This window comes from Halostagnicola sp. A-GB9-2, from assembly GCF_030068615.1.
Classification (GTDB): Archaea; Halobacteriota; Halobacteria; order Halobacteriales; family Natrialbaceae; genus Halostagnicola.
Genome location: NZ_JASJOC010000004.1, coordinates 146,290 through 164,345, shown reverse-complemented (window position 1 = coordinate 164,345; position 18,056 = coordinate 146,290). Strand labels below are relative to the sequence as shown.

18 protein-coding genes are annotated in these 18,056 nt (G+C 57.4%); 5 read left to right on the top strand and 13 right to left on the bottom strand.

The genetic code is table 11. The features are described 5' to 3' along the window. Positions 1–26: 26 nt before the first annotated feature. The 4 genes from QNM96_RS11905 to QNM96_RS11890 form a co-directional block, all read right to left on the bottom strand. Complete coding sequence (locus QNM96_RS11905) at positions 27–815, bottom strand: hypothetical protein (RefSeq protein WP_283836592.1); 789 nt, start codon at positions 813–815, stop codon at positions 27–29. A gap of 327 nt (positions 816–1,142) precedes the next feature. Further along, positions 1,143–2,420 carry a Zn-ribbon containing protein gene (locus QNM96_RS11900; RefSeq protein WP_283836591.1) on the bottom strand — a complete coding sequence of 426 codons (1,278 nt, stop codon included), beginning with the start codon at positions 2,418–2,420 and terminating at the stop codon, positions 1,143–1,145. Beyond that, on the bottom strand, positions 2,420–2,830 hold the full coding sequence (locus tag QNM96_RS11895; protein WP_283836590.1) for a DUF2073 domain-containing protein: 411 nt from the start codon (positions 2,828–2,830) through the stop codon (positions 2,420–2,422). The genes QNM96_RS11900 and QNM96_RS11895 overlap by 1 nt, the downstream gene beginning before the upstream one ends. A gap of 6 nt (positions 2,831–2,836) precedes the next feature. Beyond that, complete coding sequence (locus QNM96_RS11890) at positions 2,837–3,475, bottom strand: GTP-binding protein (protein WP_283836589.1); 639 nt, start codon at positions 3,473–3,475, stop codon at positions 2,837–2,839. Positions 3,476–4,791: 1,316 nt separating this feature from the next. On the opposite strand from QNM96_RS11890, the gene QNM96_RS11885 reads away from it, so the two are divergent. Next, complete coding sequence (locus QNM96_RS11885; RefSeq protein WP_283836588.1) at positions 4,792–6,783, top strand: AAA family ATPase; 1,992 nt, start codon at positions 4,792–4,794, stop codon at positions 6,781–6,783. Between the two features lie 274 nt (positions 6,784–7,057). Here QNM96_RS11885 and QNM96_RS11880 read toward each other — a convergent pair whose 3' ends face one another. Continuing rightward, positions 7,058–8,098 (bottom strand): S26 family signal peptidase, encoded by a 1,041-nt coding sequence (locus QNM96_RS11880; RefSeq protein WP_283836587.1) that lies wholly within the window; start codon positions 8,096–8,098, stop codon positions 7,058–7,060. 105 nt (positions 8,099–8,203) lie between these two features. Between QNM96_RS11880 and QNM96_RS11875 the strand changes: the two genes are divergently transcribed. Then, on the top strand, positions 8,204–9,844 hold the full coding sequence (locus tag QNM96_RS11875; RefSeq protein WP_283836586.1) for a DNA-directed DNA polymerase II small subunit: 1,641 nt from the start codon (positions 8,204–8,206) through the stop codon (positions 9,842–9,844). Between the two features lie 80 nt (positions 9,845–9,924). Here QNM96_RS11875 and QNM96_RS11870 read toward each other — a convergent pair whose 3' ends face one another. Beyond that, entirely contained in the window at positions 9,925–10,368 is a 444-nt protein-coding gene (locus QNM96_RS11870) for a hypothetical protein (RefSeq protein ID WP_283836584.1), read from the bottom strand. A 371-nt stretch (positions 10,369–10,739) separates the two neighbouring features. Between QNM96_RS11870 and QNM96_RS11865 the strand changes: the two genes are divergently transcribed. Then, positions 10,740–11,918: an aspartate kinase gene (locus QNM96_RS11865; protein WP_283836583.1), complete on the top strand. Its 1,179-nt coding sequence runs from the start codon at positions 10,740–10,742 to the stop codon at positions 11,916–11,918. A gap of 112 nt (positions 11,919–12,030) precedes the next feature. Here QNM96_RS11865 and QNM96_RS11860 read toward each other — a convergent pair whose 3' ends face one another. Together QNM96_RS11860 and QNM96_RS11855 are read right to left on the bottom strand one after the other, a co-directional pair. Beyond that, the gene (locus tag QNM96_RS11860) at positions 12,031–12,186 is read right to left on the bottom strand and encodes a nodulation efficiency protein NfeD (protein WP_283836582.1); all 156 of its coding nucleotides are present in this window, start codon (positions 12,184–12,186) and stop codon (positions 12,031–12,033) included. 209 nt (positions 12,187–12,395) lie between these two features. Next, a complete protein-coding gene (locus QNM96_RS11855) occupies positions 12,396–12,551 on the bottom strand; it encodes a nodulation efficiency protein NfeD (protein ID WP_283836581.1) in 156 nt (51 codons plus the stop codon). A 210-nt stretch (positions 12,552–12,761) separates the two neighbouring features. On the opposite strand from QNM96_RS11855, the gene QNM96_RS11850 reads away from it, so the two are divergent. After that, complete coding sequence (locus tag QNM96_RS11850) at positions 12,762–12,908, top strand: DUF1328 domain-containing protein (RefSeq protein WP_283836580.1); 147 nt, start codon at positions 12,762–12,764, stop codon at positions 12,906–12,908. A gap of 37 nt (positions 12,909–12,945) precedes the next feature. On the opposite strand, the gene QNM96_RS11845 is transcribed toward QNM96_RS11850, so the two are convergent. The 4 genes from QNM96_RS11845 to QNM96_RS11830 form a co-directional block, all read right to left on the bottom strand. After that, positions 12,946–13,278: a hypothetical protein gene (locus tag QNM96_RS11845; RefSeq protein WP_283836578.1), complete on the bottom strand. Its 333-nt coding sequence runs from the start codon at positions 13,276–13,278 to the stop codon at positions 12,946–12,948. A 29-nt stretch (positions 13,279–13,307) separates the two neighbouring features. Continuing rightward, a complete protein-coding gene (locus QNM96_RS11840) occupies positions 13,308–13,679 on the bottom strand; it encodes a winged helix-turn-helix domain-containing protein (RefSeq protein ID WP_283836576.1) in 372 nt (123 codons plus the stop codon). A 237-nt stretch (positions 13,680–13,916) separates the two neighbouring features. Beyond that, positions 13,917–14,300, bottom strand: coding sequence for a hypothetical protein (locus tag QNM96_RS11835; RefSeq protein WP_283836575.1), 384 nt, complete (start codon positions 14,298–14,300; stop codon positions 13,917–13,919). 77 nt (positions 14,301–14,377) lie between these two features. Continuing rightward, positions 14,378–16,012 carry a long-chain fatty acid--CoA ligase gene (locus QNM96_RS11830; protein WP_283836574.1) on the bottom strand — a complete coding sequence of 545 codons (1,635 nt, stop codon included), beginning with the start codon at positions 16,010–16,012 and terminating at the stop codon, positions 14,378–14,380. A gap of 198 nt (positions 16,013–16,210) precedes the next feature. On the opposite strand from QNM96_RS11830, the gene QNM96_RS11825 reads away from it, so the two are divergent. Beyond that, entirely contained in the window at positions 16,211–17,557 is a 1,347-nt protein-coding gene (locus QNM96_RS11825; protein WP_283836573.1) for a tryptophanase, read from the top strand. Positions 17,558–17,645: 88 nt separating this feature from the next. Here QNM96_RS11825 and QNM96_RS11820 read toward each other — a convergent pair whose 3' ends face one another. After that, positions 17,646–18,011 carry a hypothetical protein gene (locus tag QNM96_RS11820; protein ID WP_283836572.1) on the bottom strand — a complete coding sequence of 122 codons (366 nt, stop codon included), beginning with the start codon at positions 18,009–18,011 and terminating at the stop codon, positions 17,646–17,648. Between the last annotated feature and the right edge of the window lie 45 nt (positions 18,012–18,056).

The following is an 18,056-nucleotide window of genomic DNA, read 5'->3' as shown; positions in this document are numbered from 1 at the left end:
GTTACGGTTCGTCCTCAAGCGCTTTATTACGGTTCGTCCTCGAGTGCGTCGAACGTCTTTTTAACCCACTGAATCCCGTACTCGGGACCGTGATCTCGGTAGGCCTCCGTTTCGAGTGCACCGAACGGCGCTGGGAGTTCGATTGCGTGTTTGATGGCGGCACATGCGAGTTCCGTCGCATCGGCGAAGTCCGTTTCCCCGCGCGCAACCGCCCGTGGGAGTTCGCCCACTCGTTCCTCGAGACTCGAGCCAGCGTCTTGCCACGCCTCGGCGAGTTCAGGGTGGTCGCCGTGCCAGTCGGCGAACTCTTGGCGGGTTTGCAGTCCCGTCCAGCCGTCGAACAGCGCCGCTGCGATCTGGTATGTCGAGTTCGGGTCGAGCGGCGTCGCAGCTGCCAGTTCGGGATACCGCTCCTCAAAGAATCCCAGGAAGTGCTCCGGAATCCCCAGAGAGAGTTCGACGAGCGCCTCTGCGAGCAAGAAATCAATGAATTCGTCCGGAGAGCCCCCGACTCGAGGCTTGACGAGGACGACCGGCGGATCGGTCTGTCGAGTCCAGGCGATGCTTCCGTCTCCCGGCATTCCGATGGTGAACTCGCCGCCTGCATACCGACTCAATAGCGTCGGGGCATCATCGGGAAGCCACGACGCGGGATAAGTCGCCGGCTCGAGCGAATCGACGACGAGCCCGAGATCCTCAGCTTGCGCTGGTGGAAGCGTTTCGAAATCCTGGTTGCAATCGAAAACGAGGGTGTCTGGTGCATATTCATCTCGAACGTCTTCGACCGGTCTTGAGAGGGAACGATCCTCGAACATCAGACGAAGACGGTCTGAAAGACCAGCAGGATCGACAGCAGGGCCGACACGGTGACCGTGGTGAGAACGATCTTGGTTGCAGTACTCATACAGGAGTTGTCTCGGTCACGTTGCTTAAATCCATCTTTCTCCAGTGAATTCGCCAGAAACGTTCGACCACCGGAAAAACGTTCGACCACCGGAACTCAGACGAACACGCGAACTCTCGAGTTGAAATGTTCCCCAGTGGAGGAGACTGTGGATATAGATCCTATCGAACGGAAATGAGAGGAAAATCAGTCGAACGAACCCCCACCGTTTCGACTGGAACCGCGACCAAAGGCATTCCTACTCTTCGTTACCGTCTCGCCACGAATCCGGGACATCGATGACGTATCGGCCATCTTCCTGAAGTGAGATGATGTACTCTTCGCGGTTGTACAGTTCCATCAAATTCAGCTCGTACTGGCCCGGTTTGAGAATTTTGATACTCTCGAACTGCTCGTTGAGTTCCGCCCGGAGATCCTCGAGCGAGGGTTGTTCCCCCGTCGGTTCGCTCACAACGCGACCGTGATCCGGTGCGGTCGCATCCTCGATTGGCGATGTCGAATCAGGGAGTTCGTCCGATTGAACGACATCGCTTCTGGCGCTTGCCTGTGCGGTATCCTCGCTCTCGGTAAGTTCGGTTTCGGCTCGTTCGGTACCAGTTCGGTCGGGTTCGGCACGAACTGAATCGGTCCCTTCGGATTCGGGACGTTTGGGATCGGTTGGTTCGGAATCGATCGGTTCGGAATCGGTTGGTTCGGGATTTGCCGGTTCGGATTCGGCTTGTCTGGAACCGGTCCTATCGGTGGCCGAACCCGCAGTTTTGCGATTAGATTTTGAGGACGTGGACGAGGAGAGAGATTCTCCGGATGGGGTGTCGTTCGGTGCGGAGGATCGGCGCTCGTTCCGGCCTGTAGTAACAGTTGAATCGGTCGAATCGTTACCCTCGAGATCAGAATCCGCGGTGGATCGGTCCTCGGGCGGTCGAGCGGAGTCCGGCCACTCCGGAAACTCACCGCTCGAGGACGGAACGTTGTCGCTATCGCTCGCAGTCGTCCAGTCGGAAACTCTGTTCTGAACCGGCTCTTCGAAGCCATCACCGTGATCTGTTTCGTCGCGCGTAGCGGACGAACTTCCAGCGCCCTGAGTTGGCGAATTTTCAGCGTTCTGAGTTGGCGAACCTCCAGTGTCCTGGGTGGACGAGTTCTCGGCGGTGGTTGGCTGTGATTCGGTACTGGGCGTAGACTGTGGTTCAGTACCGTTTTGAGGGGTCTCCGGACCGGTCTCTGACTGTTCTGAGACGTCGCCGGCACTTTCAGATCTGTCAGCAGGATTCGTATCAGTGGACACGAAATCACGAACCGTTTCGGCCGCTCGAGCGGCGACGCTATCGGCCGACTCTTTCGACGGCGGATCAGGAGGTGTACTCGAGTCGTCCGGCTTGACACCAGATGCGTCTCCTCGAGCCGTCGACGAGGGGGCAAACTGGAACTTGTTGCCGCCACAGTTTGGACAGCCAGAGAGCATTTCTTTCGAGCCGTCGGGAAACGTGCGGCCGCAGTTCGTACACTGATGTGGCATTAGTTACGGCTGACGAGCGCGCTGATGAGCGTTTCGTCCTTGTGAAGTGTCTCGATCTGGTTTGCCGGACCGATAACGGTGAGTTTCTTCGTCGACTCGTTGTTACCCATAATACGACCGAGGATCGACGAGTTACCCGTACTCGACTTTGGATAGGTTTCAATCTCGATACCGTTGAACTCGTCGGGGCTGATTTCGGCCATCGTCACCTCGATGAGGCGACTCTCCTCGTCGGGCGAGAGACCTTCCTCGAGAATCACGATGTTGCCGTCGTGAACGCCGTCGAGAATCATTCGGATCTTCTCCATGCTCGCCATCCCCTCCATTCGTTCGCCGCTGATGAGATCGATCTGCACACCGTCGGGGCTCTCCGGTCCATCTCCATCGTCTGCGTTCGTTGCTTTCGGCATCTCAGGTCACCCGAAGTACTCCGCGATGTTTTCGTATACTTCGTCCATGTTGTCGCCTTCTTTCGCCGACAACGGGACGGTCTTGTGCTGTGGGAACGCATCCTCGATACGCTTGACACTCGCATCGTCCAGATCGATCTTGTTGGCGAAGATGAGGACGGGAAGGTCGCGCGATTCGATGATCCCGATTAACATCGTGTTGACCTGCGTGATCGGGTCTTCGGCACTGTCGAGCACGTAAATGACCCCGTCGACATCTTCGCGAAGCCAGTGCATGGCTTCGGCGACACCTTCCGTCGCTTCTCGCGAGCGACGGATCGCGTCGTCTTCTTCCATCTCGCCGGTGAACTCTTCGTAGTCCACTTTGGTCGTGACACCGGGAGTGTCAACGATATCGATGGTGACTGACTTTCCGTTGCGCTCGATTTCCACGCCTTCTTTTCTTCGCGCGCGCCGCGTTTCGTGTGGAATGTGACTTTCCGTCCCGATTGCGTCACCTGTCCAGTCTCGAGCGATGCGATTCGCTAACGTCGTTTTCCCGGCGTTCGGCGGCCCGTAGATTCCAATCCGCTTTGGCTCCTGTTCGGAAAACAGCCGATCCGTAGCGCGAGAGATACTATCTTTAAGTCCTTTTAACAGTCCCATCCTAGGGGGCCTCCAGCACCATATGGGTGCATCTGCGCGTACTACGGAACTGTACTCACTTAAGCCTACGTCAGACGTATTTACTATTCAACAAAAAAGAATGTCAATAGGGTGAATGGATAGGCGTTGTATGAATGGGTGAGACGACACTGACTGTGGAAGTGGAGTACAGATAATGAGTAGCAACTGAAGATAATGAGTAGCAACTGAAGATCGTGGATGGGAGCTACAGACAATGGGTAGAGAGTACAGATGAAGTGGCGGAAAGTACAGTTGACCCGGTAAGCAAGAGTACCCAGTCGAAAGAGAGGTAACTGAGATCAGGATCAATAGCCGTCGAGCAGAAGTTTTGGGAGAGTCACAATTGCGAAACCACGAAAACGGAGGATAGAGAGTGAACCGAGCATAATTGTTTCTCTCGAGTGTCAGGGTCAATTGTGCGTACTAGAACCATACTAGTATACACGGGCCATTCCCCCACCCCTTTGTTTCGAGTGGAGATGGCGAAAAGAGGGGGGTCGATGAATTTCGGTTTGGAGGGATTTTGCGGGAAAAGAGACGAGAGAAGTCAGAAAAGAGTGGTAGAAGACGTCTCGAGGGTATACAAGGGGTTTGAACGGCTCTAGTAAGTGAACGGCTATAGAGGGGCAATTCTAGTAATGACTAGGATTACTTAATCTAACTCTAGTAAAACAATGCTTTTGCTAGTTCTGCGGATACTGTTTCCTGACCATAGACATAAAACTTCCCGTTCTAGAATCCTCCCCTCCCCCACCCCTCTCGTAACGCTCTCCACTCGAAACAAAGGGGTGGGGGGTCAACGACAAATCCTGCTATCATCCCACACACTCCTTTCGTTCACACTCTCCGGCCTTCTGGTCCTTCCTGATCTTTCTCTCTGTAATTATTTCTCTCTGTGGAGTTACTACGGCGGATGAACTCGCTACAGGGATCGGACCACGGCCAATTGTAGTTACACCCAAATCACAAGTCGTTACATTCGTGCGGAACTTTCAGCTACTCCGCTCTGATCACCGATGTTGATTTGGTCCACCCATCCCCGATTCTGGCGACTTATTCCGCTCCATATCCTCACTCCATATCTATTATTCATGCATATACTATAGATATAATGACAGTTATAGGGATCCGAAGGGAAGAATTTAATATCTAGGTGTTCCTTTGGTTCGTTTGCATCAACTGGAATCCGATCGCGAACTCGTACGCTTGAATGGGTTCTTTCAGGGCTGTACGAGGCACAATAGATCGCGCTCGGGTTACTTTCCACTCGAAATGATGGGGTGTACGAACGACGAATGTCTGACGATGAATTGGATATGACGGATTCGGATCGGGACGTCGAACTGGGAGGCCCAGACGGGTTCTCCACGGAACTGAAAGGCTCCGATCTCGGCGACGAAGAGCCGAATCAAGGGCTGTTCGACGACCTGTTGAGCGGTGAACCGATCTTCGAAAACAAGGAGGTTCTTCGACCGTCGTACACCCCCCACGAGCTTCCCCATCGAAGCGACCAGATCAACAAAATGGCGACGATTCTCGTCGCCGCACTTCGTGGTGAAACGCCCTCGAACATTCTCATCTACGGGAAGACCGGTACCGGGAAAACTGCGAGTGCCAAGTTCGTTAGTAAGGAACTCGAGAGTACATCGACGAAATACAGCGTTCCGTGCGATGTTGAGTACATTAACTGCGAAGTAACCGACACGCAGTATCGAGTACTTGCACAGCTCGCGAACAAGTTTATCGAAGAGAACGAACGTCGAATCGACACCCGACTCGAGGAACTTCGATCACTCGTTGATTCGGTCGAGGAGTTCGACGCGACGAACGAGCGAACCTCGAGTCTCGATCGCGAGCAAGATTCCGCGACAGCCTCGAACTGGAAACAACTTACGGAGGGCCGGTCGAACGACGAGGAAAAGCCGACGACCAAGTCGGGGTCATCGGCGAACGGTGACTCGTCAGGAAATCGTTCTTCGAAGAATCCTGAGACCGACACCGCTGTCGACCAGACTAGTATTACCCCCGTAGAAAGCTCCGATTCGGATTCCGTTGGCTCTTCAGGGGACGAGACGAGCCCACACGCACAAGACACCCGTCCGGATTCTTCTGGCTCCCGTTCGGATTCTTCTGGCTCGCACTCAGACGCGACTGGTTCCAATCCTTCGACGACAGACTCACATTCTGAGACGCCTGGCGCTCCAAACTCGGACACCGCTGACTCAGATATCGATCTCACTTCGGGTGGTTCTCCAGTCGAAACGAAGGGGTCATCGGACGGCGACGATACGACGTCGTCCGCAGTCGAACCTTCTTCACACCCGCTCGAGTCGACCCCGTTCGATTCAATCAAGGCAATCGAGGATCGAATAGCGGAGCTCGAGGAGGACAAAGAGTCCTTCGAGGAGGTTCCGATGACAGGGTGGCCGACAGATCGCGTGTACAGCGTCTTCTTCGACGCGGTCGATTACTCCGAGCGGGTCGTCGTCATCATGCTCGACGAAATTGACAAACTCGTCGAGAAAAGCGGCGACGATACGCTCTATAATCTTTCGCGAATGAATTCCGAACTCGAGAACTCGCGCGTCTCGATCATCGGGATTTCGAACGACCTGAAGTTCACCGACTTTCTGGACCCGCGCGTGAAGTCGAGCCTTGGCGAAGAGGAGATCGTGTTTCCTCCCTACGACGCGAATCAGTTACGCGACATCCTTCAGCACCGATCGGAGGTCGCGTTCAAGGGCGGTGCGCTGTCGGGTGACGTGATCCCGCTCTGTGCGGCCTTCGCCGCGCAGGAACACGGGGACGCACGGCGCGCGCTCGATCTCCTTCGGACTGCTGGCGAGCTCGCCGAGCGCTCCCAGTCCGAAACCATCGTTGAGGAACACGTCCGGCAAGCACAGGACAAGATCGAACTCGATCGTGTCGTCGAAGTCGTCCGAACACTCCCGACCCAGAGCAAACTCGTCCTCTTCTCGATTATCTCCCTCGAAAAAAACGGCGTCCAAAGCATCAATACGGGGGAAGTGTTCAACATTTACAAGCGTCTCTGTGAGGAGATCGACGCCGACGTTCTCACCCAGCGGCGCGTCACCGATCTCATCAGCGAGCTCGATATGCTCGGAATCGTCAACGCCGTCGTCGTCTCAAAGGGGCGATACGGCCGGACGAAAGAGATCAGTCTCTCGGTTCCACTCGAAGAGACGGAGGCCGTCTTGCTCTCGGACTCAAGGCTAAGCGACATTGACGACATTCAACCGTTTGTACAGGCCAGATTCGAGAACTAAGCCGTTCGAACTGCCTAATCGGTGTGTTGTCTTTTTGTTCGAGCTGTTTATAGTGAGCAACAAGAGTTCCACGGGCCACCCGCCCCGCGGTTTCACGCCGTGGATTACCGACCACTATCTCGAGTTGTCGGCACTCGAACGGAGGTACGGTCCCCGACTCAAGACTGACTCGAGAAATATCAAGACCGACCCGAGAAATATCAAGCCCGATTCGAGAGATAATTCGTTCTGACGCGCGAACCGACTCGGAGACTGGACGGCGAGGGAAGGCGAGTTAGTAACGCTCGAACTGCCGTCTTCCGGCGATTGCAACGGCACCTCCTGCCCCGCTCGCGCCGATCGAAACTGCACCGACCGCTTCAGGTGTAATCGGTGACGACCCGCTCGCAATTCCCAGCAGGTAGTCGTCGAACAGCAGACGGATGTTGCCGAGCCACGGAATCCGGAAGGAGGCTTTTCCGGTGACCCATTCGGGGTGGACGATGCTGTCCGATCGCGTTCCGGCATTTGCCTGCTGATCGTAGCCGGCGTTGTTGTCACCTTTCGTGATGAACCCCTCGTGTTCTGCCGGACATGTTTGAACGTCATCGCAGGTTACGTCTTCGCCGATGATATCCGGATCCGCCTGTGCGACCCAGTCGTCGCCTTCGTCGACCCAGAAGTGCGCCCTGTGTATCACCGGTGTTTCGGTCGCGCTTCCACCCGGTTGGAACACGACGACGTCGCCGTGCATTCCGAACTTGTCGTGTCCGCTTTCCTGCCCGTTCTCGAGCGTGACGACGCCGGTTCCGTCGACCGGATTGTCACCCACGAATCGATCGTCGTCGACGACGAAGACAAGATCTCCTTCCTTCATGTTCGGATCCATGCTTCCGCTCTCGACGGCGACTAGCGGTGGCCAGATACCACTGATACCGAACAGAATGAGTCCGATGATGGCGACGATCGCGACACTCGTCAGAACGTCCCTGACGATCAGGACGGTTCCGTCGTCCGTCTTGAGAAACCAGCGGACGATCCCATCATTCTCGATCGTCACCTGGTTTTCAGACTCGTCTCGAGGATTCGATCCATCCCGACCGCTCGAGGACAGCGTCGAATCGCGCGCTGAACGGCGTTCGGAAGGCTCGGATTCGTACTGCGGTCCGGACGTTTTCCGGTCGGATGCAGAATCGTCCTCGTGATCGGTTCGAGCGTCTTCGGCGGTACCCGCTTCAATATTTTCACCCGGCTGTCGATCGGTCTCATCTGAGTCGGACGACGAACCGGTTTGGTCTCGGTCGTCGTACGCATCGCTGCCGTCACCATCGCCCATTGAATTTCACTTTGTGAGGACCGTGCATCAACTTTCCCCTCCACATCAACTCCGTTCAACGACCGATTCGTCATCCTTTTCTCACCGCTCGCGAATGCGAATTGTGTGCCACTCGAGGGCCCCGCTCGGATCGTCAGCGAGTTGACCACCCGCGGGTACAACGCAGAACGCGAAGCTGTGACGCTCATTGCGGCCGCAGAACGACCACAGCCAACGCTCGAGCGCGTCGTCGACGAGTTACCTGAGGGGACGCTGGTCGTCCGTTCGGATCACGTTCGATCGGTCCTCGAGGACTCGCAATCCTCTTCGGCCGGTTCGACGTCGGACCCCCCCTCGAATAACTCATCACCAGGAACCGCGTCGTCCGATTCCGCATCGGAATTCGCTACGTCCGATACCGTCGACACGGATCAGCCCGACCGGCAACACCCCTCAGCTTCAACTGGAAATTCGAATCCCGACTCCTCGCCTCGTGGCGGGAGGTCTCCAGTTGAAACGGAGGGGTCTCCCGACCGGATAGAACGGTCGGGCGACGTTTCCGAACGATCGCTCGAGATCGCAAACGACATGACCGGAGAGAGTACCGGTACGGGCGAGTATAAGGACTTCGTCGCCGTTTTTCGGGATCGCCTCGAGCGACTGGGATCGAAACTCCGGGGTCGGTTCAATCACCGGCCCGCCTCCGCGATTCAGAGTATGCCCGGCGGAAGCGAGGCGGCGATGGTCGGTCTCGTCAACGATATTCGTTCGACCGCGAGCGGCCACTGGTTGGTCGAACTCGAGGACGCGACCGGGACGTTTCCGTGGCTGGTGATGAAAGACAGGGAGTACGCCGATCTCGTCGAGGAACTCCTCTGTGACGAGGTGTTGGCGATGGAGGGGACGCTGGCGGACGATTCGGGGATCGCGTTCGTCGATTCGATGTCGTTTCCGGACGTTCCGCGCACGTACGAACCATCTACCGCGGATCGCCACGTTCAGGCGGCGCTCATCAGCGACGTTCACGTGGGGAGCCAGGAGTTCATGCACGATGCGTGGAATCGATTTGCCGACTGGCTTCACACGGAAGAGGCCCAACACGTCGAGTACCTCCTAATCGCCGGAGACATGGTCGAGGGCGTCGGCGTCTATCCCGATCAGGACGAGGAACTCGATGTCGTCGATATCTACGAGCAGTACGAAGTGTTCAACGAGTACCTCAAACAGGTTCCGGGCGACCTCGATATCGTCATGATTCCGGGGAACCACGACGCGGTTCGGCTCGCGGAACCGCAACCCGGTTTCGACGAGAACCTCCGGAATATCATGTCGGCACACGATCCCAGGATCGTGAGCAATCCCTCGACGGTCACGCTCGAGGGCGTTTCAGTCCTGATGTACCACGGTGTCAGCCTCGACGAAGTCATCGCCGAACTTCCCGAGGAGAAGGCGAACTACGACGAGCCGCACAAAGCGATGTATCACCTCCTCAAAAAGCGCCACGTCGCGCCGCAGTTCGGCGGCCATACGAGACTCGCCCCCGAAAAGGAGGATTATCTGATCATCGAAGACGTCCCGGATATTTTCCACACCGGTCACGTTCACAAACTCGGCTTCGGCAAGTATCACAACGTCCTCGCGATCAATTCGGGTTGCTGGCAGTCACAGACGGATTTTCAAAAGAGCGTCAACATTGATCCCGACGCCGGATACGCGCCGATCGTCGATCTCGATACGCTCGACGTGACCGTCCAGAAGTTCAGCTGAGACGCGCTTTGACATCCGCAACCAGCGGGTTTGGTCCAGTCTGTGGGTTTGGTCCAATCAGCGGGTTTGGCCCCCTTTGGCTACGGTTCGAGTTGAAACTTCTGAGTGCGGGAGTTCTCGAAACGAGGACCCGATCCACAGTTTTGAAAGCCGAGCTCGGCGGCGGCGTCTTTCACGCCGTCGGCATCGGGTGCGATGAGGAGCTCGACGGTCATCGATTCGCACTCGGCGAACCGAACCGGTTCGGCCAGCAGTTCGACGCAGGCGTCGTCCGTCCCTCCGATCTGGGTGACATGGACGGTGTCGTCTTTCGCATCGAAACTCACGAACCCGAGGAGATCCTCCGGATTCGATTCGTTGTACTGTGTCTCGCCGGTCGTAATGTCGGCGTTCGGGTCGTGCGTACTGTCTTCGGCGACGCGTACCGTCCGATCGTGTACGAGGTTTCGCATCACGTCAGTCGGTGAGTCCGCGATGGACGCAAGCGCGTCGGCATCGGCCTCGAGTGCGTCGCGTATGTTCATTGGTATGTGGTAATGATACGCAGTAACATAAATTTCGCCCGTTTGCTGACTGTCTCGAGTCGGTGTGAGTTACTTTCTGTATCAATAAACAGTTCATTATAAATTATACTCAGCCTAAAAAGATAGCTATTTTAGATGATATGTCTTCCCGCAGGAATCTTCGTCAAGGAAAAGTGTTTGTTCCACCGGAAGACTGCATGGCGGGCGAGAGATGATCCGGGCGAAACGGTTGCGAGGGGAGCGAATCTCTGTCTCCGTTTCCGAGCGGAGGTAAAAATGCGCTCGATGGGACACAGTTATTTGCCCGCTCTGGTAATGGACTCGCACATGAGCAGAACCACGGCCACTCACATCGATTGTGGGGTGTCTCTATGCGCGTTGTAGCCAAATTCGGGGGAACGAGTCTCGGTTCGGGAGACCGAATCAACCGGGCCGCCGATTCGGTCGCCGCTGCGGTCGAAGACGGCCACGAAATCGCCGTCGTCGCCAGCGCGATGGGCTCGACGACCGACGATTTACTGGACGACATCACATTCGAGACCGGTGACGAAGACAGAGCCCAGATCGTCAGCATGGGCGAGCGAACGTCCGTTCGAATGCTCAAGGCGGCGCTTTCGGCGCGCGGGATCGACGCCAGATTCCTCGAGCCGGGCGGCGAGGGCTGGCCGATTATCACCGACGAACACGGCGAAGTTGATGTCGAAGAAACACAGCGGCGCGCTTTCGAGGTTGCCGAGTCGCTCGAGGATGAGGTTCCGGTTATCACGGGATTCCTCGCGGAGGGAGCGGACGGTTCGATCACCACCCTCGGTCGGGGCGGAAGCGACACGACGGCCGTCATGCTCGGCAAGTACATGGACGCGGACGAGGTCGTCATCGTAACCGATGTCGAAGGCGTCATGACCGGCGACCCGCGCGTCGTCGAAGGTGCCAGAAACGTCGGCGAAATTTCCGTCGACGAACTCCGAAACCTTTCGTTCCGCGGCGCGGAGGTCGTCGCACCCTCTGCACTTTCTTATAAGGAGAACACTCTCGACGTTCGCGTCGTTCACTACCAGCACGGGGACCTCTTGAGCGGCGGGACGAGCATCGAAGGCGAGTTCCAGAACCTTGTCGACCTGCGAGAGCGCCCCATCGCTTGCCTGACCGTCGCCGGTCGCGCGATTCGGAACCAGTCCGGCGTCTTCCAGCACCTCTCCGAGGCGCTCGGCGAGAGCGATGTCAACATCGAAGCGGTCGCCAGCGGCGTCGACACGGTGACGTTCTACATCGACGAAGAAGAGGCCGAGCGAGCCGAGAACATCCTCCACCGCGAGGTCATCGCCCGCGAGGAGTTCTCGAGCGTGACCGTCGATTCGCCGATGGCCGTCGTTCGCGTTACCGGCGGCGAACTGCCGAACCAGCCAGGAATCATCAGCGATATCGTCAATCCCCTTTCGGAAGCCCGGATCAATCTTCAAGACATCATCACGAGCGCGACCAGCGTCGCGCTGATCGTCGACTGGGACGACCGCGAGGAGACGTTAGAACTGACTCAGGACCTGTTCTAGAGGGGTTGGTTCGGCCACTCGAGGCCTCGCTTCGCTACTATCCTCAACCGAGATTTCGCACGTTACATCGCGTGGACGGGTGCAGATGGACTTCGTACTTGATACGAGTGTCCTATTCTGATGCGATCGACGTGTCAACGGAGCCGACGAAAACGCCGACTATCGAGAGGAAGATACCGAAGTACGCCGCACCCCACGCACCATCCCCAAGCATAATCGCTAATAGTGTGAAATTGATGCCGAGCAGGACGAGCTTCAAGCCGATCATACGTTCTACAAATAAGTTACTATAAAAATAACTTCCGTATGACAGGTTGTGCTAGCTGAGAGCACCTCGTTCGATTTCGCATTGAAACGGCAGTCTTTCCTCGAGAACTCGTTCGCGTAAAACTCCAGCTGTGCGTCAGAAACCTACATCTAGTGACGCTGAACCAGAGGGTGAGTAACGGAGTCAAACGGAGCATCGACGAGCAACTATCATTTTAATTCTCCTACTGTGTTCGTCGATCCGACGAAGATCCCAGCGAACGAGATACCGACACCAAGCAGCACCAGCAGACCTGCGGAAGTGCCAAAAACAGTTGCCGCCAGAACGAGGGTCATTCCAAACAGGACTATTTTCAATCCTATCATGAAAGTCTACAAAATTTCAGATTAATATACCTTTGGATAGTGAACTATTTTCTCCTACTCGGTTGCTTTCACTAGCTCTTCGAAGATGGGTGCTAGTGCCCCCAAATTCAGCTAAAACGTCCCAAAGACCGATTTTCCCACCTTCCGTTCACTGGCATGCAGGCACAGTCAGGCACAACTGACTTTTACGTAGATCGCACTGTCTAAGTCATGCTAGAACTCGCACTCGTGTTCTTCGTCATCGCGATCGTTGCCGGCGTCCTCGGCTTAACGGGAATCGCAGGCGTCACGATGACGATCGCGAAGTGGCTCGTGCTTATTTTTCTGGTACTGGCGATCGTCTCGATGCTTCTCTAATCGCTCAGTTGCCAAAACTAGCTCCTGAGACCGGCGATTACTCGGCATCGATCAGTAGCGAATAGAGGAGACATCCGAGCCCGCTCACTTCGCTGAGTCGACTGAAAAGCGGCAGGTAGTACGATGTCACTCGAGGCTCGAGTGTCGCCACTTGCGCTAACGAGTCGACGACGACCGCGAGCGAAAACGGGACAATCGTCAGCAGGAACAGTCCTAGCGCGAGAAACAGCATTCGTCGGCTTTCGTGGTGGCGGTAGCCGCGGTACGCCTGAAACACAATGAACAGCGATAGTCCGATCGCGATGAGGGTCACCGAGAGGAGCGTGAGATAGTCGAACGAGAGCGTCGACGTTGCGTTACTGGCGGTCATTGGGGTCCTCCCACAGTTACTAGCGATCATCAGAGTCCCTCCCACATGTCGGTAAGCCGGTCGGAGAGGCTGTCCGTCGGTTTTTCTTCGATCGTTACGGAGAACCCGTCTTCGTCGAGATCGACCGTGAGACTGTCGAGTCGCGCCTCGTACACGCTGTAGTGATTACCCTCTTCCTCGACGATCGTTTGTTCCGCGAGGAGTCCACAGTCGATGAGCCGCTCCGCTCTGCGATAGATCGTCGACAACGAGGCGTTACACGCGTCGCTGAGTTCCTTTGCTGACCGCGTCCCTCCGGTCGTTTCGACGAGGATTCGGCGAGCGTACTCGTCGTCGAGCTGAGCGAACAGCTCGTCGGATCGGGGTCGTTCCTCGCCGTCGTCTCGGTTTGACTCGCTCACGTATCGTTGGTGTGTGGCGGCTTCGAGGCCTGCGTATCGATTCTTCGTGTGAACTCCGTTCGTTCTGCTCTGAAACTCAATTATCACTACTGTCACGAGGGGTACTCGATGTATGTTGTGTCTCCTGTCTCGAGGGTTTGCCCGGTTTTCGTGCGCGTTTCGACGACCGCCTGCGGAGCAGTTCGACTCCATCCGAGCGAACGCCTCGAGAATAACGTGCCATACCGGCCCTTCTCCTTAGCGGACCCGGGGAAAGATCATTGCGACGCCGTATTGAACGCAGACCGTCACGGAGAACGCAACGATTCCTGCGACGTCGTCCGGGAGCAGTTGCAAACTCACTCCGAACGCACCGATAAATAGACCCGCTGTTACGAGCCCTGCCGCGATCGTCCAGATGACCGCGTACACCGGCGAATACTCTACTGGCCAGTATTCGTCGTATGCGTACGGAATGAAGATCCCGAGCGTACAGAGGAGGAGGAAACGGTTTCCAACGCTCTCTCCGAGCGGTGCGAGGAGAAGTGCAATGAGAGCGATCCCAACGGCGACGATACTGACGGTGAGATTCGCCGTGAGATCGTCGGCGAGTCGATCGGTAAGGGATCGAGATTCGTTCATCGAGTGCTGGTAGGAGTTGGCGGTATAAATTACGCCGCGACCGTTCGCCGAGTCAGCAAAACAGCAGGTCTGGCCTCTCACTCCTCAGTAAGCAACGTTTCGGTCGCGTACTCCTCCCGTAGCACCTTCTTGTCGAACTTTCCGGTCGCAGTCTTTGGCACCTCGTCGATGAAGACGACGGCGTCGGGCGTCCACCAGTCGGGGTACTCCGCGCCGACGAATTCCTCGAGTTCGGTCTCGAACTCTTCTGCCTCGAGGTCGGCACCCTCTGTGGGAACCACGAACGCGGCGGGTCGTTCCTGCCAGCGTTCGTGTGGAACGCCGATGACGGTCGCCTCGCTGACCGCGTCGTGGGCCATGATGGCGTTCTCGAGTTCGACCGAGGAGATCCACTCGCCGCCGCTCTTGATCACGTCTTTGGCGCGGTCGACGATCTGAATGTAGCCCTCTTCATCGACGGTGACGATGTCGCCGGTCTTGAGCCACGAGCCCTCGAAGTCGGCTTCGTTCGCGTCGGGGCGTTCGAAGTACGAATCCGTCACCCACGGCCCGCGGACGTAGAGCTCGCCGAAATCGTCTCCGTTCCACGGGATCTCCTCGCCGTCGTCATCGACCACCTTGAACTCGAGACCGGGAACGACGAGCCCCTGTTTGCCGCGTTTGTCGTACTGCTCGTCGTCCGAGAGTCCGCCGAGCCCCTCTTTGATGTGGGCGACGGTTCCGATTGGGGACATCTCGGTCATCCCCCAGGCGTGGACGACATCGACGCCGAGGTCGTCGTACTGTTCGATCAGGCTCTTCGGAGCCGCGCTGCCGCCGATGACGATTCGCTCGAGCGAGGAGAGATCCGCGTCGTTTTCCTCGAGGTACTCGAGAATGCCGAGCCACACCGTCGGAACGCCGGCCGAGAGCGTGACGCCTTCGTCTTCGATGAGCGAGACGAGGTCGGCGGGATCGGGTGCGGGTCCCGGATAGACGTGCTTCGCGCCGGCCGCGGTGGCCGTAAACGGCAGTCCCCAGGCGTTGACGTGGAACATCGGGACCACGGGCATCACCACGTCTTCGTCGCGAACGCCCAACCCCTGCGGGGTGAGCGTCGCCATCGTGTGCGACCAGAGCATCCGCTGGGTGTACTCCACGCCCTTGGGTTTGCCCGTCGTTCCGGAGGTATAGCACATCCCCGCTGGCGTTTCTTCGTCGAGTTCGGGCCAGTCGTACTCGGGCGAGTGGCTCCCGATGAACGACTCGTAGTCGGTAACCGGCTCGAGACTCGTCTCGGGAACCTCTGAACCAATGACCACGTACTGTTCGACGCTCGAGAAGGCCGTTTCGTCGTAAGCCTCCTCGAGCGGCTCGAGCAACGACGGATCGACGAATAGGACTTCGTCTTCGGCGTTTTCGACGATGTGTTGGATGTGGTCGGGCGGTAACAGGGGATTGATAGTGTGGAGTTGTCCCCCGATATTGGGTGCGCCGAAGTAGATTTCGGCGTGTCTGCTGTGGTTCCAGCAGAAGGTGCCGACGCGCTCGCCGTTGTCGCTGTCGATTCCGACCTCCTCGAGTGCATTAGCCAACTGGCGGGTTCGGTCGGCGTACTCGCTGTAGGTATGGCGTTCGATTCCCTCGTGCGTTCGCGAGACGACCTCTCGGTCGGGATACAGTCGTTCCGCACGCCACAAGAACGGCTTCAACGTCTGGTCGTACCCTGCCATGTCTCTGCGTTCTGCCCTATCGTTCATAATAGTACGTGTTGGTCTCCACGCCGCGAATCAAACGGTGTGGGACGAACGTTTCCGTCCCGTCGTTTCCGTTCATCACTGTTCGAAGCCGTCGGTTGGGTGCCGACTCGGCACCTCGATGGGCATGTTATATCAGATAGGCTAAACAACCTCGGGGTCTTCATCCGCTTCATGGTTTCCTATAAGTCCAAAGCGGTCGAACGGATCCGGTTGCCCTCGGTCGAGGAACGCGAACGCGCGCTCGAGGAAGCTGGCTACAACGTCTTCAATCTCGCAGCCGACGACGTTTATATCGATCTTCTGACAGACAGCGGAACGGGAGCGATGAGCGACGACCAGTGGGCCGCGCTCCACCGCGGCGACGAATCCTACGCTGGCTCGCCGAGCTTCGAACGCCTCGAGTCGGCCGTCGAGGACGTGATGGGATTCCCGTACGTGATTCCGGCCCATCAGGGACGAGGCGCGGAGAACGTCCTCTACGGAACCTTGCTCTCGGAAGGCGATGTCGTTCCGAACAACACCCATTTCGATACGACTCGAGCCCACGTCGCGAATCAGGGTGCGGAAGCCGCTGATTGCCCGACAGAGGCGGCTCACGACCTCTCGAGAGAGGAGCCGTTCAAGGGTAACTTCTCCGTCGAACGCGCCCGCGAAGTCGTTTCGAAGGTCGGCGCGGAGAACGTCCCTGTCGTCATCTCGACGATCACGAACAACTCGACCGCCGGCCAGCCGGTCAGTATCGAGAACACGCGTCGGGTTCGAGCGTTCGCGGACGAAATCGACGCGACGTTCGTCGTCGACGCCTGTCGGTTCGCCGAGAACGCCTACTTCGTTCATGAACGGGAAAACGAGTACGCGGATGCGACGGTCGCCGAGATCGCCCGCGAACAACTCGAGTATGCCGACGCCGTCGTGATGAGCGGGAAGAAAGACGGCCTCGTGAACACGGGCGGGTTCGTCGCGACTCGAGACGAGAGCCTCTTCGAGCGCTGTAAGAGCCGAGCGATCCTCTATGAGGGGTTTCCGACCTACGGCGGGATGGCCGGGCGGGATCTCGAGGCGATGGCCGTCGGGCTCCGCGAAGCCGTCGAAGACGCTTATATCGAGGATCGAATCCGACAGGTCCGGTCGCTCGCCTCGATGCTCGAGGAGGCCGGGATTCCGATCTACGAGCCGGCGGGCGGCCACGCGGTGTATCTCGACGCGGGATCGTTCTATCCCCACCTCGACTCGAGCGAGTTTCCGGGGCAGGTGCTGGTCTGTGAACTCTATCGCGAAGGCGGTGTTCGGGGCGTCGAACTCGGGAGTTTCGCGTTTCCCGATTCCGATCGCCCGGAACTGGTCAGACTCGCGATTCCGCGCCGAACGTACCATCGAGAACACTTCGAACACGTCCTCGAGACGGCCGTCGATGTCTACGAGAATCGAGAAAACGTGAACGGGCTCCGACTTGCAACCGACCCCGAGATACCCGAATTACGGCATTTCACGGCCGAACTCGAGCCGGTCTCGAACTGATTCGGCTCACGATCTCACCGCTACGGAGCGAGGATTTTTGGCTTTACCGCGGTCAGCAGTAAGGAATAGTAGCTCCGGTGTGAGGCTATTAGCTCTGCAGAACGCTCCGCGCGCGATCGCCGAGCGTCGGTTCCGGTTCCGCGCTCGTCTCGCTCCCGAGTCGCCGTTTGGCCTTCGTCCGAAGGCCGCCCGAACCACTCGAGGATCCGGACGTGTCGACGATCCAGTTGGGAAGTTGTCCCTCCATCTCCGAGCGCTTTTTCGCTTTCATCTTCCCGTACCGCCGCAGGAGGAGGCCGATCCCGATGAACATCCCGGCGTCGAGCAGTTCCCGACGAAACCGCGTCGAGTCGTCTCTGACCGCGAGTGCCTTTAACAGCGAAATCACGCCGATCCCGAGATACAGCAACGAGTTCCGCGACGGGTCGCCACTGAGTATCCGTTGTAGGTTCATGCGCACCGACGTACCACGTTATTACTCATAAAACCGCCCCGCGCC